Consider the following 14797-nt stretch of genomic DNA (forward strand, 5'->3'; position numbering starts at 1 on the left):
CGCTCAGGCTCCGTAGATCGAATCGGGCGACTTCAGCACCGGCTCGACCGTCTCCCAGCGGCCGTCCTTCAGCACCCGGTAGAAGCAGTGGTGGCGGCCGGTATGGCAGGCGATGCCGCCGGCCTGTTCGACCTTGAGCAGCACCACGTCCTCGTCGCAGTCGAGGCGGATTTCCAGCACCTTCTGGCGATGGCCGGACTCCTCGCCCTTGCGCCACAGCCGGCCGCGCGAGCGCGACCAGTACACCGCATAGCCTTCCTCGGCGGTCAGGGCCAGAGCCTCGCGGTTCATCCAGGCCACCATCAGCACCTGGCCGGTCCCGGCCTCCTGCGCCACCACCGGCACCAGGCCGTCGGCGGTCCAGCGTATCTCGTCGAGCCAGGCGCTCACCGCCGCACCTCGATGCCCTGGGCGGCCAAGAAATCCTTGGCCTGGCCGACGCTGTACTCGGCGAAATGGAAGATGCTGGCGGCGAGCACGGCATCGGCCCGGCCCTGCAGGATGCCGTCTGCCAGATGCTGGAGATTGCCCACGCCGCCGGAGGCGATGACCGGCACGCTGACCGCGTCGCTGATCGCCCGGGTCAGCCCCAGGTCGAAGCCGGCGCGGGTGCCGTCACGGTCCATGCTGGTCAGGAGGATTTCGCCGGCGCCCAGCTCGACCATGCGTCGCGCCCATTGCACGGCGTCCAGCCCGGTCGGCTTCCGGCCGCCATGGGTGAAGATTTCCCACCTTTGACTTACCCTCTCCCCTTGGGAGAGGGCAGGGTGAGGGCTCACCTGCTTGGCGTCGATGGCCACCACGATGCACTGCGACCCGAAACGCTCGGCGGCGTCGCGCACGAATTCGGGATTGAACACCGCGGCGGTGTTGATGCTGACCTTGTCGGCCCCGGCGTTGAGCATGCGGCGGATGTCGTCCAGCGTGCGGATGCCGCCCCCCACCGTCAGCGGGATGAATACCTCGCCAGCCACCTGCTCGACCACGTGCACCATGGTTTCGCGGTTGTCGGAACTGGCGGTGATGTCGAGAAAGGCCAGTTCGTCCGCGCCTTCCCGGTCGTAGCGGCGGGCGATCTCGACTGGATCGCCGGCGTCGCGGATGTCGACGAAGCGGACGCCTTTGACGACGCGGCCGTTGTCGACGTCGAGGCAGGGAATGATGCGCTTAGCCAGCATTCTAGTGTCTAATTGCATTATTAAGCGACTGTAATATCATGTCTCCGTTACCCACAGGAACGGAGGGAAGGATGGCGCGAGTTGCCATATCGGTGAGTTGTACGGACCAAGATCGGCGTGAGTTGGAGCGTTTGAGCAATAGCCGCACCGAGGAGGCTCGTCTGGTCGAGCGCGCCAAGATTGTCATGGGCTGCCTGGCGGGCAAGCGCAATGACGAGATTGCTGCTGAGTTGGGCATCCGGCCCGGCACGGTGGGTATCTGGCGCAGACGCTTTGCGGCTGAAGGGTTGAAAGGACTGCGTGATCGAAAAAGACCGGGCAAGCCTCCGCGGTACCCGCCGTCCGAGTTGCGCAATCGATTGCTTGCGCAGATTGAACAGCCGCCGCCGGCCGGACAGGCGACGTGGGATGGCGGGTCGTTGTCGAAAGCCTTGGGGGTTTCCGATGATGCCGTCTGGCGTCTGTTGCGCAAAGAAGGCATCCAACTCCAGCGGCATCGCTCGTGGTGCGTCAGCACGGACCCTCAGTTTGCCATCAAGTCGGCCGACATTATCGGGCTGTACCTGAATCCGCCGCAAAATGCGTTGGTCATTTCCGTTGATGAAAAGCCTTCCATTCAGGCGCTGGAAAGGGCCAGCGGTTTCGTCTTTACCAGCAGCGGCAAGCTGGTTCGTGGATTGAAAAGCACCTATAAGCGCCATGGCACGATCAATCTTTTTGCGGCCTTGAATGTGGCGACCGGTACCATTCAGTCCAAAACCACCACGACCAAGAAGCGTCCTGACTTTCAGGCCTTTCTCGATGAGGTGGTCGCCGATGTTCCGGCTGATCGGGAAATTCATGTGATTCTCGACAACTATTGCACTCACAAGAAGAACGATGACTGGTTGGCCGCCCATCCCAACGTGCACTTTCACTTCACGCCCACTTCAGCCAGTTGGTTGAACCAAGTGGAAATCTGGTTTGGCATCATGACCCGCAAGGCCTTACGTGGGGCCAGTTTCAACAGCATCGACCAACTGGCGCAGGCGATCAACGATTTCATCGCCGCCTACAACGACAAGGCCGCCCCATTCGTCTGGCGCAAGCGGGAAGTCAAAGGCTCCCAGCTGCGCAATACTATCGCTAATTTACGCAATTAAACACTAGAAGGTTTCCGCCAGCTTGAGGCCTTCGGCGAAATCCAGCGTGCCTTCGTAGATCGCCCGACCGGTGATGGCGCCGATCACGCCGTCGCCGACGATCCCGCCCAGCGCCCTGATGTCATCAATGGTGGTGATGCCGCCGGAGGCGATCACGGGGATGTGGATGGCGCGCGCCAGCCGGGAGGTGGCCTCGATGTTCACGCCGCCCATCATGCCGTCGCGGCTGATGTCGGTGTAGATGATCGCCTCCACCCCATCTTCCTCGAACTTCTGCGCCAGATCGATCACGTCGTGGTGCGAGAGCTTGGACCAGCCGTCGATGGCGACTTTGCCGTCGCGGGCGTCCAGCCCGATGATGATATGGTTGGGGAATTCGGCGGTGACGTCGCTCACGAAATGCGGCGCGCTGACGGCCTTGGTGCCGATGATGACGAAATCGACCCCGGCGTTCAGATAGCCCTGGATGGTCTCCTCGTCGCGGATGCCGCCGCCGACCTGGATCTCGATGTCGGGGTAGGTCTCCCGGATGGCATGGATGGTCTCGGCATTGCGCGGCTTGCCGGCGAAGGCGCCGTCCAGGTCCACCAGATGGAGGCGCCTGGCGCCAGCGGCGACCCACCGGCCGGCCACCGCCACCGGATCGTCGGAAAACACCGTATCGTCTTCCATGCGGCCCTGCCGGAGGCGGACGCATTTGCCGTCTTTCAAGTCGATAGCCGGTATCAGCAGCATAAACGTAAGGCCCTCAACGCCCTCAGTAACGGGTTTTTCAACGGGATGTCCTAAGGTTCCCACCGGAGGAAATTGGCCAGCAGGCGCAAGCCGGCGGCCTGGCTTTTTTCGGGATGGAACTGCACCGCGAAAACATTGCCCCGCGCCACGGCGGCCGCGAACGGGCCGGGATAGTCGCTGGTCGCGGCGACGTCGGCCGGATCGGCGGGCGCCGCATAATAGCTGTGCACGAAATAGAACCAGCTCTCCGCAGGGATGCCGGCCCAGAGCGGATGGGACGGGTCGCTGAATTGCACCCGGTTCCAGCCCATGTGCGGAATCTTGAGCGGCTCGCCGCGGGCATCGGTGAGCCCTTCCGGGAACCGCAGCACCCGGCCGGGAATGAGGCCGAGGCTGCGGGTGCCGCCGTTCTCCTCGCTCTCTTCAAGCAGCGCCTGCATGCCCAGACAGATGCCGAGGAACGGCTTCTCGGCGGCGGCGCGGCGGATCACCGGCTCCAGCCCCCGTTCGGCGACGTGGGCCATGCAGTCGCGCATGGCTCCCACGCCGGGGAACACCACGCGATCGCTCGCGAGTATCGCGGCCGGGTCGGAGGTGACCGCAACAACGGCGTTTGCGTCCGCATGCTGGAGCGCTTTGGCGATGGAGTGGAGATTCCCCATGCCGTAATCGATGACCGCCACCGAAGACATAAGCTCAGGTTCTGTCAAAAGTAAGGAAGGATAGATCAGGGATCGGGCTTAGAGCAGGCCTTTGGTCGAGGGGAGGACCCCGGCGGCCCTCGCATCGCGTTCGACGGCCGCGCGCACCGCGCGCCCGAACGCCTTGAAGATCGTCTCGGCGACGTGATGGGCGTTCTGCCCCTTGAGGTTGTCGATGTGCAGCGTCGCCTGGGCATGGTTCACGAATCCGCGGAAAAACTCGACGAAGAGGTCCACCTCGAAATCGCCGATGCGGTCTCGGGGAAAATCGACTTCGTAGAACAGGCCGGGACGCCCGGAAAAATCGATCACCACGCGGGACAGCGCCTCATCCAGGGGGACGTAGGCGTGGCCGTAGCGGTGGATGCCTCGCTTGTCGCCCAGCGCCTTGGCGAGGGCTTGGCCGAGCGCGATTCCGACGTCTTCCACCGTATGGTGGGCGTCGATGTGCAGATCGCCCTTCGCTTCGACTTCCAGGTCCATGCAGCCGTGCCGCGCCACCTGGTCGAGCATGTGGTCGAGAAAAGGCACGCCGCTCCGGAGTTTGCCCTTGCCGGTACCATCCAGGTCGATCTGGACCCGTATCTGCGTTTCCAGGGTATAGCGCTCGACCTCAGCGGTTCGCCTGTTCATGGGGGAGGGGGAATGAATCGTGTCTTGGCGGTTGAAGTGCCTATGATATACCGCGGGCGGAACGAGCATAAGCCCCTAGGCCCTGTCCGGCCATTCAGGCCGAAAAACCCGGCCCACAGGCCTCCCACGCCCGCCATACCTGGTCCACCACCCGGTCGATCGCCCGTCGGTCGGTCCAGGGGCTCATGATGAAGGATTTGATGGCGGCAATACGGCCATTGCCGCGCCCGGCATCGCGATAGGCGTCGGTCCAGGACAGCAGCACGCCCTCGCCCTTCACCGCCTTGGCATGCATCCGGTCGAAGATTTCGCGGTTGAAACGGTTGTGGCGCTCCAGCACGTCGGCGAATCCCGGATCGGTCAGCTCGCGATGGTAGGCCGCCGCCGCGTCGGTCCCTGGCGGGTAGAGCCGGAACAGCGTGACCGGGCCGAAATTGCAGCCGTTCAGGATATGGACGAAATCCAGCTCCTCCAGCAGCTCGCGCAGGCGTTCCGACATTTCCACGCTGTGGCCGAGGATGACCCGGTAGCCCTCCTTGCCGAGCAGCCGGAGATTGGCGAGGGCGGCGAGCGCACCGGCCCCGGAGCGCGAGCATTCCAGCGTGAACAGCCCCGGATGGTAATGGCCGAACTGGTAGAGATAAGGCATCTGCGCCGGATCGCGGCTCAGCAGCGCGAGGTCCTCGCGGTTCTTCACCAGCACGGCGCTGGACACGTAGGGCGCATAGCCGGTCTTATGGAAGTCCAGCCCGATGCTGTCGGCGCGGTGCAGGAAGCCGATGCGCTCCACCGAATCCTGCAGCGAGCGCAGGGTACGGGCATGGAATCCCAAGGGATTCAGCTCGAAGTCGTAGTCCTTGAACACCGACCACGGCCAGCCGATCACCGCGTCCGCATGGAGGTGTGGCCGATACGGCAGGCGGTATTCCTCCGCCAGCACATCCCGCAGATCGGCGATCGCGGCGAGGTCGTCGATGCCGAACGCGTCGGTGGTGCCGAGGGTGGCGATGATCGCCGCCACTTCCTCGCCGGCGTCGAACCGCCGCCGCAACTCGCTTTCCAGATGCGTCAGCGACATCTCGTTCTGCAGCGTGGTGGGCACGGTGACCAGATTCTCGCTGCCGAGCCCCAGCCAGCCGGCGACGTTCACCCGGGAATAGTGCGACACCCCCGAAGCCAGTACCTTGTACGGTTTGCGGACGCCTTCCCGCATCGCACGACCGCCCGAAATTTTCTCCAGTGCCAGCTTCAGGCCGTAGAGTATCGTGCCGGTGCCGCCGAAGGTGAACACCCCGCCGGCATGCTCCCGCTCGTAGCCCACCAGATCCGCCAGCATGGCCACCGCCTCGATTTCGGCTTCGGCGAAGCGTGCCGAATATTCGTCCCAGATGATGTTCGGATTGTAGATGGCACTGGCGATGAAGGCGGTGATGCTGGCGATGGTGGGAGGCGGAATCACGTTGGCCTGGGCGTTGGGATGAGCCCATACCACCATGCCACGGCAATAGTCCGCCAACATCGCGGTAATCTGCTCGATCGAACTCATCCGCTCCGGCATCGGCAAGGCGCGCTGGGCGGAATAATCGCCGTCCAGCGTCGAGCCCAGGATGGGCGAGGCCGACTTGAGATCGTCCACCCGGTCCAGGAAACAGGACAGCGTGTGCACGAAGTAGCCGTCCATGACCGGATTGGACACCGGCGCAGGGAAGCAGGTCTTGAGGGTTTCGAGAATCTCGCTGTAATGACGATGATAGGTATTCACGTTCATCCGTCCCTTTTGCCCTGCTCCCGTTCGGGAGCGTTCGATCTTAGCAAACTAAACCACGCGCCCTCCGAGGTCCAGCTTCGAACACGGGCGATATAATCGCCGCAGCCAACACCCCGCCGAGGAGCACGAATGGATTTCCGAATGAACTCCCCCACCGGCAAGGCCATCCTGGCGCGCGCCAGGGGCGCGGACTACGCCCACCCCGGCGAAGAGGACGCCATTCTCGCCGCGGTCGAAGGACTGCCGCGCGATGGGATCCACCGCCTCCTGGATGTCGGTTGCGGGCGCGGCGGTACCGCCGATTGGTTTCAGCGCCACGGCTGGGGCGAGGTGACCGGAGTGGACATCGACGCCGCGTCGATCGATTACGCCAGGGAGCGTTATCCCGAAGTCCGGTTTATGCAGCAGGACGCCTGCCGCATGGAGCCGGCACAGTTCGACCGATTCGATCTGATCTACCTGTTCACGGCCCTGTACGCCTTCCCCGACCAGGCGGAGGCACTGCGCCGAATGAAGGCGGCCGCGCGTCCGGGGGGCATCCTGCTCCTCGTCGACTATACCCGGCCCGCGGGCCAGCCCCCGCCACCCGAACTCGGTTCCGAGATCGGTCATCCGATCGAATTCGAAACGGTGGCCGATACCCTGGCCGCGGCCGGCTGGAAGCTGCAGACCCGGGAGGACTGGACCCTGCGGTTTGCAGGCTGGTACGAGGACCTCCTTAGCCGATTCGCACGCGAGCGCGACTGGATCGTGGATACGTACGGTCCGGATTGGTGCGGCTCCGTGATCGGCTGGTATGGAGCGCTTGCGAAGGCGCTCGCCGAGGGAAGGCTGGGCGGCACACTCGTGCGGGCGAAGGCGCTGGACTGGGCCTGACCGTGACCGGGATGTTGGCCTATCTGCAAAACTGCGATTACGCTTAGAATTCGGTATGCCTGTCCGTCAGGCAGCGTCCGGCTGAAATCCGCCCTAGGTCGCGAGCACAGGAGGCAAGACATGGCTAAAGCAATCCCCGACGGTTATCACACCGTCATCCCTTATCTGGTGGTTCGGGGCGCCGCCGAATTGATCGAGTTCATGAAAACCGCCTTCGACGCGAAGGAATGGGAACGGATCATGCGGCCGGACGGCACCGTCGGCCATGCCGAAATGCGGGTCGGCGACTCCGTGATCATGCTGAGCGAAGCGAGAGGCGAGTGGCAGCCCATGCCCGGCGCGATCTATCTCTATGTCCCCGACTCCGACGCCGCCTACCAGCGCGCGCTCGACGCGGGGGCGGCCTCGATCTCGCCGCCCGCCAACCAGTTCTACGGGGACCGCCACGGCGGCGTACGCGACGCATCGGGCAACATCTGGTGGATCGCCACCCACATCGAGGACGTGCCGGCCGAGGAACTCAAGCAGCGCGCCGAAGTCTTCTTCTCCAAGCACTGAAGGTTCGCATAAACGCCGACCGCCGCGTCACGCTGCTCCATGCGCCCGACGGCCGCTCGACCGGCACGCTCAGGCTGCTGAAAGAACTCGGCGCCGGCTGCGAACGGCGCATTACGGTCAAATTCGGCCCGGTGCCGGCACTGGACGCGGAACTCGCCGCGGCCCAAGGCTGACACTTTCAATCGCTCCCGCCCAGCACCAGCCGCCCGGGCGGGCGCGCCCAAAACTGAGGCGACGCCCCATTATAGAGCGCCTACCACCCAAACGCCCGTCTAATCAGACCCGTACGGCCATCCAGGAACGGAAGGCTTTCCACGCCTAAAGTATAAAGACATCCGCGACGAATTGAAAAAAGAATAAGCCAGAGGTTTCGTTTTGAGACGATACGTAATATGATCTTGCGCACATCATTGGTGCATATAGATTTTGTGCACCTCTTTGATGCGATCTACAGTGACGCCAAGATCCCGTCCAAGAGGAACGCTCCATGCTTACCAAAACCATAACGACAACTACCTTGGGCATCGCGCTGACCATGGGCCTCCTGGCCGGGCAGGCCCACGCCAAACCCGATATCGTCACCGAAAGCGACGTCAAGAGCTGCCGGTTCTTGAAAAACGTCACGGGTTCTTCGGGATACGGCAAGAACTTCGGGAGCTGGCAGCCCCAGGCCAAGGCATCCGCCGAAAGGGAGGCCGCCCAGATCGGCGCGAGCCACATCGTCTGGGGCGACCTCAGGTCGTCCGGAGTATTCAACGGTGTCGCGACAGCCAAGGCTTACGACTGCGGCAGGTAGTACCCCCCCCAAAGCCAGGGGACGCCGCGTCCCCCGGCCAATAAACGGACTTCCTCAATCCCCATCGTTTTGGGCAGGACGGCTCATCCGTCCTGTATTTTTTTGCGGCGGCCTGCGCCCTGCCGCCATCCTCGCCCCGCATCGGCATTGACAGAAGACAATAGGTGCATATACTCCTTCCTACCAGTGATAGAACGGTGCGACCTTGCTTCCCTCCGAGCCCCCTGCCGAGTACGAACCGGACTACCAGATGTGCGCGGACTGCACGGGATTCAACCTGCGCAAGGCCATGCGCGCGGTCGGCCAGCACTATGACGACGCCTTGCGTCCCGCCGGTATTCGGGGCACGCAGTTTTCCCTCCTGGTTGCGGCGAAGATGGCCGGGCCGGTGACGGTGACCCGGCTGGCCGAAATGGCTGTGATGGATCGGACGACACTGACCCGCAACCTGAACGTGCTGGAAAAGCAAGGACTCGTCGCCGTGGCTCCGGGTGCGGACCGCCGGACCAGACGGGTCGCAATAACGGAGCAAGGCCTCGCCGTCCTTCGGCAGGCCTACCCGCTTTGGCAGCAAGCCCAGGCCCGGCTGATGGCGAAACTCGGGCCCGACCGGTTGCAATCCTTGAGGGATAACATGGCGACGCTGGTCGAAGCCGCCTTGGCGCGGTGAAATTTTTTTCGCCAGTTATGTGTATCTACACTTTTTACGCCGGCTCGACGGCGGAGGTCGACAGCCATGAACCACACCCATGCGAAAGGTCTGCAAAACCATCCCACGGTAAGACGCCTGCTGGATAAGCCTCCGGTACAGGCGAAGGACACACCGGCGCTCGAGGCCGCCTGGCTCGGCAAGATTGCCCTGGAGGCCGGCGCCGAGGATGTCGGATTCGTCGGGATGGAACGCGCCGAAATGGCGCCGCAGCGGGACGACATCCTGCGGGCCTTTCCCTATGCGAAAACCCTGCTGAGTTTCGTCTGCCGCATGAACCGCGAAAACATCCGGGCACCCGCCCGTTCCGTCGCCAATCTCGAATTCCACCAGTCGGCGGATGCGGTCAACGAGACCGGCCGGCGGATCGTCCAGACATTGGAGCGGCACGGCGTCCGCGCCGCCAACACCGCCGTCGGATTCCCCATGGAAGCAGACCGGTGGCCGGCCAGGATGTGGCTGATCTCCCACAAGCCGGTGGCCGAAGCCGCGGGACTGGGCCGGATGGGCCTGCACCGGAACGTCATTCATCCCGTCTTCGGCAGCTTCATCCTGCTCGGCACGGTGGTCCTGGATGCCACGGTCGACCATGAATCCCGCCCCATCGACTACAATCCCTGTCTGGAATGCAAACTTTGCGTCGGCGCCTGCCCGACGGGAGCGATCGGGGCGGACGGCCATTTCGATTTTTCCGCCTGTTACACCCACAACTACCGGGAGTTCATGGGAGGCTTCGCCGACTGGGCCGAAACGGTCGCCGCCAGCACAAGCGTGTCGCGTTACCGGAAAAAGGTCTCCGATGCCGAATCGGTGTCCCTGTGGCAGAGCCTCTCCTTCGGGGCGAACTACAAGGCGGCCTATTGCCTGTCGGTGTGCCCGGCGGGGGAAGACGTGGTCCGCCCGTTTCTGGAGGATCGGAAACGCTTCATCGCCGACGTGATGCGCCCGCTGCAGGACAAATCCGAAACGGTGTACGTGGTCGCCGGTTCCGACGCGGAAGACCACGTCCGCCGCCGGTTTCCGCATAAGTCCGCCAAACGGGTGCGGAACACGCTCCGGCCCGCCTCGGTACGGACCTTCCTGAGCGGACTGCCGCTGGTGTTTCAGCGCGGCCGGGCCACGGGCCTTCGTGCGACCTACCATTTCAGGTTCACCGGTGAGGAAACGCTCGACGCCACCGTCGTGATCCGCGACCGGACGCTCGAGGTCCGGGAGGGCCTCCACGGCCGGCCCGATTTCCGGCTCACGGCGGACGGCAAGACCTGGCTCGGCTTCCTCGCGGGAGAAGTCAACCTCGTCGGGGCACTGCTGCGCCGGAAAATACGCTTCAGGGGCGCTCCGGGGCTGCTTCAGGCATTCGGCCGGTGTTTTCCCGTTTGATTTCCCCCTTGCCATGAACAGGGAAAAAGCGTTATGAAATGCATCGCCCGCCTTGCGGGTCACGCCGCCGCCCAACCTTCAGGACTTTACGCCCGCGGAAGCCCCTGCTTCCCCGCCTCGGCTGCCCGGGCCAGGGAACCCTCCATGACATACGACACGATTCCGCGGAAACCGGGAACTTTCATCCTCCTCGCGATTCTGTCGACTCTCGCGGCCTGCTCCGACAGCCGCGGGGGACCGGACCAGACCCGGCCGGTCGTCACCTTCCGGGTCGGCGCGGAAACGGATTCCGCCGCCATGAGCTTCGCCGGCGAAATCAAGGCCCGCCACGAGACCGCCTTGTCCTTCCGGGTCGCCGGAAAGCTGGCTTCCCGCCCGGTCGAACTGGGGGACAGGGTCCGGAAAGGCCAGTTGCTGGCCAGCCTGGACGCCGCCGACTACAAGCTGGCCATGCAAACCGTCAAGGCCCAGTTGGTCTCCGCCCGGGCGGACCTGGAGTTCACCCGCGAAGACCTTCAGCGATACCGTGAACTTCTGGACCAGCGCGTCGTCAGCCCTCCCGAATTCGATCGCCGCCGCACCGCTTTCACCGCCGCGAAGGAGCGCGTGGCCGCGCTCGAAGCCCAGCTCGGCCAAGCGGCCAACCAGGTGGACTACACCGAGCTGCGTGCCGACCGGGACGGAGTGGTGACCGCGGTCTCGGCGGAAACCGGCCAGGTGCTCGCCGCCGGCCAGCCGGTGCTCACGCTGGCCCGGTTCGACGAACAGGAGGTCAGCGTCGACATTCCCGAGCATCGCGTCGGACGGATCCATCCGGGGCAGGAGGCGGCGGTGACGCTTTGGGCCGACGGGCGGCGGCTCAAGGCGCGCATCCGCGAGATCGCCGCGGCGGCCGATCCGGCGAGCCGGACCTACCGGGTCCGGGCGACCCTGCTGGAAGGCCAGGACACCGCCCGCCTCGGCATGACCGCGACCCTCTGGATCGACGCAGCCGGGCCGGCGGAGGGAGCGGCGATCCCGCTCTCGGCCGTGTTCAGCCCCCAGCAACAGCCCGAACCTCCACGCGTCTGGCTGGTGGACGAGGCGCGGCTCACGGTCAGGTCGGTGCCCGTCCGGCTGAGCGGGGTCTTGAGCGCGGAGCGCGTCTCCGTCGAAGGACTGATGCCCGGCCAGATCGTGGTGACTGCCGGCGTGCAGCGCCTGGCCGAAGGCCAGAAAGTGCGCATCCTCCCCGACCCGGCCGGCCGCCGGCCATGAAAGATTTCAACCTGAGCCAATGGGCGCTTGAACACCGCGCCTTTACCGGCTTCCTCATGGCCCTCATCCTGCTGGGCGGGCTTTTCGCCTATTTCCGCCTGGAACAGCGGGAGGATCCGGAATTCACCTTCCGCCTGATGGTGGTGAAGACGCTGTATCCGGGCGCGACGGCGCGCGAGGTGGAGCAGCAGATCACCGACCGCCTGGAAAGAAAGCTCCAGGAACTCCCGGACCTCGACCACCTGCGCAGCTACTCCAAGCCGGGAGAATCGCTGATCTTCGTGGTGCCCCGCGAGGAGACCTCGCCGGAAGAGGTCGCCGACATCTGGTACCAGGTCCGCAAGAAAATCGGCGACATCCGGATGACGCTGCCGCAGGGCATCGTCGGCCCCTTCTTCAACGACGAATTCGGCGACACCTACAGCCTGGTTTACGCCTTTTCCGGTGAAGGCTTCGATTACGCCCGGCTCAAGGATCAGGTCGACGCCGCCCGTCAGCAGATACTGCGGGTCAAGGACGTGGAAAAGGCCGATCTCATCGGTGCCCAGGACGAAAAAATCTACATCGAGTTTTCCGACAAGAAGATGGCCCGGCTGGGACTGGACGCCACGGAGGTCGCCGCCGCCCTGCAGGCCCAGAACGCCATGGCGCCGGCGGGAACGGTGAACACCGCCGCGGGCGATCTACCGATCCGGATCAGCGGGGCCTTCGACTCGGTGGAAAACGTGGCGAATCTCGCGGTGCGCGTCGGCGGCCGGACCTTCCGGGTCGGTGACTTCGCCGAAGTCAAGCGCGGCTACGCCGACCCGCCGGAATTCCGGATGCGTTTCAACGGCAAGGACGTGATCGGGCTGGGCATCGCCATGAACAGGAAAGGCGACGTGCTGGCGCTGGGAAAAGCCCTGGACGCCACGCTGAAGCGCATCGAAAGCGAGCTGCCGGTGGGCATCGAGGTGGAAAAGATCGCCGACCAGGCACAGGTCGTCCGACGCTCCATCGGCGAATTCAAGCGCACTTTCTTCGAAGCCCTGGCGGCGGTGCTCCTGGTCAGCTTTCTAAGTCTGGGGCTGCGGGCGGGTGCGGTCGTCGCGCTGACGGTGCCCCTGGTACTGGCCGCCACCCTGCTCGGCATGCTGCTGGCCGGCATCGCCCTGCACCGCATCTCCCTGGGCGCGCTGATCCTGGCGCTGGGCCTGCTGGTGGACGATGCCATGATCGCCATCGAGATGATGGCCCGGAAGCTCGAGGAAGGCTGGGACCGGATGCGGGCCGCGACCTTCGCCTACCGCGCCACCGCCTTTCCGATGCTCACCGGCACCCTGATCACCATCGCCGGCTTCCTGCCGGTGGGCCTGGCCCGTTCACAGGCCGGCGAATACACGCAAGCGATCTTCCAGGTGGTGGGGCTCTCGCTGCTGTTGTCCTGGTTCGGCGCGGTGATCTTCACGCCTTACCTGGGATTCATGGCGCTCCGACCGAAAGGCGCCGGAGCCGGCTTCGCCCACGAACTCTACGACACACCCTTCTACAACCGCCTGCGGGGATGGGTGTCGGCCTGCGTCGAGCACCGCGGCAAGGTGATCCTGGCGACGGCCACGCTGTTCGCCGTCGGCATCGCGGCCTTGAGCCGGGTGCCGGAGCAGTTTTTCCCGCTGTCGAACCGGCCGGAAGTCGTGATCGACCTGTGGCTGCCCGAGGGAAGCAGCTTCGCCCAGACCGAAGCCGCGGCCAAGCGGATGGAGGCGGTTCTGGCCAAAGACCCGGATGTGCTGAATTACGCCACCTATATCGGCGGCGGCAGCCCACGCTTTTTCCTGCTCATCGTGCAGCAGCTCGCCAATGCCAATCTGGCCGAATTCGTGGTGATGACGGGCGACAACGGCGCCCGTGAACGGGTGATGCGGCGGGTCCGCGAGGCACTGGCCGCCGATTTTCCGGAAGTGCGCGGGCGCGCCATGCGGCTGAACGTCGGCCCGCCGATGGACTATCCCGTGGTATTCCGGGTGTTCGGCGAAGACCCGGCCGTCGTCCGCGGCGTCGCCGACCGGGTGGCGGCGGTCATGCGCGCCAATCCCCATACCGTGGACGTGAACGACGACTGGCACGAGCGCATTCCCTCGCTGCGGCTGGCGCTGGACCAGGACAAGGCACGGACGCTGGGCGTCAGCACCGCGTCTCTCGCCCGAGCCCTGCAGGCTTACTACAGCGGCGTGACGGTGGGACAGCTCCGCGAAGACGACAAGCTCATCGACATCGTCTGGCGCGCCCAGCCCCGGTTGCGGACGGACGCCGGCGGCCTGCCCGACCTCGCCGTGCCTGCCGGCAGCGGCAACCCGGTACCGCTGTCCCAACTGGTGCGGTTCGAAACCGTGTTCGAGGACGGCGTGCGCTGGCGACGCAACCGCTTCCCGGCGATCTCGGTGCGCGCCGACGTGACCGACGGCATGCTGGCACCCGACGTGGCGGCGGAGATAGAACCGGCGCTCAAACCCATCCTGGACGAGCTGCCGCCCGGCTATTTCGTCGAAACCGGCGCCGCCAGGGAGGACGCCTGGACCGCGCAGAAATCCATCCTGGTCTGGATTCCCTTGGTTATCGTTGCCACGCTGCTGCTGTTGATGCTGCAATTGCAGAATCTGTCCCGGACCTTCCTGGTGTTTGTCACGGCGCCCCTGGGCGTGATCGGCGCCGCCTTCGCCCTCCTGCTGTTCCGGGCGCCGTTCGGATTCGTGGCGCTGCTCGGCATCATCGCCCTGGCCGGCATGATCATGCGCAATTCGGTCATCCTGGTGGACCAGATCGAGCAGGACGAAAAAGCCGGCCTCGACACCCGCCGCGCCATCATCGAGTCCACGGTCCGCCGCTTCCGGCCGATCATGCTCACGGCGGCGGCCGCGATCCTCGCCATGATCCCTCTGTCCACCAACGACTTCTTCGCTCCGCAGGCGATCGCCATCATGGGCGGTCTCACCGTCGCCACCCTGCTCACGGTGTTCTTCCTGCCGGCGCTCTACGCGGCCTGGTTCAGGGTCGGCCGGCGCGAGGAGGCCGCATGACAAATTCG

At 64.8% G+C, this 14797-nt stretch carries 14 protein-coding genes; 8 read left to right on the forward strand and 6 right to left on the reverse strand.

Annotated features, from left to right (window positions below):
* Positions 1-3 precede the first annotated feature (3 nt).
* Positions 4-390 carry a phosphoribosyl-AMP cyclohydrolase gene (hisI, locus tag ABZN20_RS11595; RefSeq protein WP_367025353.1) on the reverse strand — a complete coding sequence of 129 codons (387 nt, stop codon included), beginning with the start codon at positions 388-390 and terminating at the stop codon, positions 4-6.
* Complete coding sequence (gene hisF / locus ABZN20_RS11600) at positions 387-1178, reverse strand: imidazole glycerol phosphate synthase subunit HisF (RefSeq protein ID WP_367025354.1); 792 nt, start codon at positions 1176-1178, stop codon at positions 387-389. The genes hisI and hisF overlap by 4 nt, the downstream gene beginning before the upstream one ends.
* 71 nt (positions 1179-1249) lie before the next feature.
* Between hisF and ABZN20_RS11605 the strand changes: the two genes are divergently transcribed.
* Entirely contained in the window at positions 1250-2320 is a 1071-nt protein-coding gene (locus tag ABZN20_RS11605) for an IS630 family transposase (protein WP_367025355.1), read from the forward strand.
* Positions 2321-2323: 3 nt separating this feature from the next.
* On the opposite strand, the gene hisA is transcribed toward ABZN20_RS11605, so the two are convergent.
* From hisA to ABZN20_RS11625, 4 genes are all read right to left on the reverse strand, one after another.
* Positions 2324-3055, reverse strand: a complete 732-nt coding sequence (gene hisA / locus ABZN20_RS11610; RefSeq protein WP_367025356.1) for a 1-(5-phosphoribosyl)-5-[(5-phosphoribosylamino)methylideneamino]imidazole-4-carboxamide isomerase — start codon at positions 3053-3055, stop codon at positions 2324-2326.
* 50 nt (positions 3056-3105) lie between these two features.
* The gene (hisH, locus tag ABZN20_RS11615) at positions 3106-3747 is read right to left on the reverse strand and encodes an imidazole glycerol phosphate synthase subunit HisH (protein ID WP_367025357.1); all 642 of its coding nucleotides are present in this window, start codon (positions 3745-3747) and stop codon (positions 3106-3108) included.
* Between the two features lie 48 nt (positions 3748-3795).
* Positions 3796-4389 carry an imidazoleglycerol-phosphate dehydratase HisB gene (gene hisB, locus ABZN20_RS11620; RefSeq protein WP_367025358.1) on the reverse strand — a complete coding sequence of 198 codons (594 nt, stop codon included), beginning with the start codon at positions 4387-4389 and terminating at the stop codon, positions 3796-3798.
* A gap of 94 nt (positions 4390-4483) precedes the next feature.
* Positions 4484-6151 carry a pyridoxal phosphate-dependent decarboxylase family protein gene (locus ABZN20_RS11625; RefSeq protein WP_367025359.1) on the reverse strand — a complete coding sequence of 556 codons (1668 nt, stop codon included), beginning with the start codon at positions 6149-6151 and terminating at the stop codon, positions 4484-4486.
* Between the two features lie 147 nt (positions 6152-6298).
* Here ABZN20_RS11625 and ABZN20_RS11630 point away from each other — a divergent pair, with 147 nt between their 5' ends.
* From ABZN20_RS11630 to ABZN20_RS11660, 7 genes are all read left to right on the forward strand, one after another.
* A complete protein-coding gene (locus ABZN20_RS11630; protein ID WP_367025360.1) occupies positions 6299-7033 on the forward strand; it encodes a methyltransferase domain-containing protein in 735 nt (244 codons plus the stop codon).
* 120 nt (positions 7034-7153) lie between these two features.
* On the forward strand, positions 7154-7591 hold the full coding sequence (locus ABZN20_RS11635) for a VOC family protein (RefSeq protein ID WP_266020558.1): 438 nt from the start codon (positions 7154-7156) through the stop codon (positions 7589-7591).
* A 487-nt stretch (positions 7592-8078) separates the two neighbouring features.
* Complete coding sequence (locus tag ABZN20_RS11640) at positions 8079-8387, forward strand: hypothetical protein (RefSeq protein ID WP_367025361.1); 309 nt, start codon at positions 8079-8081, stop codon at positions 8385-8387.
* 205 nt (positions 8388-8592) lie between these two features.
* Entirely contained in the window at positions 8593-9057 is a 465-nt protein-coding gene (locus ABZN20_RS11645; RefSeq protein ID WP_367025362.1) for a MarR family winged helix-turn-helix transcriptional regulator, read from the forward strand.
* Between the two features lie 66 nt (positions 9058-9123).
* On the forward strand, positions 9124-10476 hold the full coding sequence (locus ABZN20_RS11650) for an SCP2 sterol-binding domain-containing protein (protein WP_367025363.1): 1353 nt from the start codon (positions 9124-9126) through the stop codon (positions 10474-10476).
* Between the two features lie 144 nt (positions 10477-10620).
* The gene (locus tag ABZN20_RS11655) at positions 10621-11733 is read left to right on the forward strand and encodes an efflux RND transporter periplasmic adaptor subunit (RefSeq protein ID WP_367025364.1); all 1113 of its coding nucleotides are present in this window, start codon (positions 10621-10623) and stop codon (positions 11731-11733) included.
* A complete protein-coding gene (locus ABZN20_RS11660; RefSeq protein WP_367025365.1) occupies positions 11730-14789 on the forward strand; it encodes an efflux RND transporter permease subunit in 3060 nt (1019 codons plus the stop codon). The genes ABZN20_RS11655 and ABZN20_RS11660 overlap by 4 nt, the downstream gene beginning before the upstream one ends.
* Positions 14790-14797 lie beyond the last annotated feature (8 nt).

Origin of the sequence: Methylococcus sp. ANG, assembly GCF_040730495.1 — a bacterium.
GTDB lineage: Bacteria > Pseudomonadota > Gammaproteobacteria > Methylococcales > Methylococcaceae > Methylococcus.

Excerpts from the sequence above, each read along its gene's own strand:
- hisF (WP_367025354.1), bottom strand. The coding sequence starts at position 1,178 with ATGCTGGCTAAGCGCATCATTCCCTGCCTCGACGTCGACAACGGCCGC.
- ABZN20_RS11605 (WP_367025355.1), top strand. The coding sequence starts at position 1,250 with ATGGCGCGAGTTGCCATATCGGTGAGTTGTACGGACCAAGATCGGCGT.
- hisA (WP_367025356.1), bottom strand. The coding sequence starts at position 3,055 with ATGCTGCTGATACCGGCTATCGACTTGAAAGACGGCAAATGCGTCCGC.
- hisH (WP_367025357.1), bottom strand. The coding sequence starts at position 3,747 with ATGTCTTCGGTGGCGGTCATCGATTACGGCATGGGGAATCTCCACTCC.
- hisB (WP_367025358.1), bottom strand. The coding sequence starts at position 4,389 with ATGAACAGGCGAACCGCTGAGGTCGAGCGCTATACCCTGGAAACGCAG.
- ABZN20_RS11630 (WP_367025360.1), top strand. The coding sequence starts at position 6,299 with ATGAACTCCCCCACCGGCAAGGCCATCCTGGCGCGCGCCAGGGGCGCG.
- ABZN20_RS11635 (WP_266020558.1), top strand. The coding sequence starts at position 7,154 with ATGGCTAAAGCAATCCCCGACGGTTATCACACCGTCATCCCTTATCTG.
- ABZN20_RS11640 (WP_367025361.1), top strand. The coding sequence starts at position 8,079 with ATGCTTACCAAAACCATAACGACAACTACCTTGGGCATCGCGCTGACC.
- ABZN20_RS11650 (WP_367025363.1), top strand. The coding sequence starts at position 9,124 with ATGAACCACACCCATGCGAAAGGTCTGCAAAACCATCCCACGGTAAGA.
- ABZN20_RS11655 (WP_367025364.1), top strand. The coding sequence starts at position 10,621 with ATGACATACGACACGATTCCGCGGAAACCGGGAACTTTCATCCTCCTC.
- ABZN20_RS11660 (WP_367025365.1), top strand. The coding sequence starts at position 11,730 with ATGAAAGATTTCAACCTGAGCCAATGGGCGCTTGAACACCGCGCCTTT.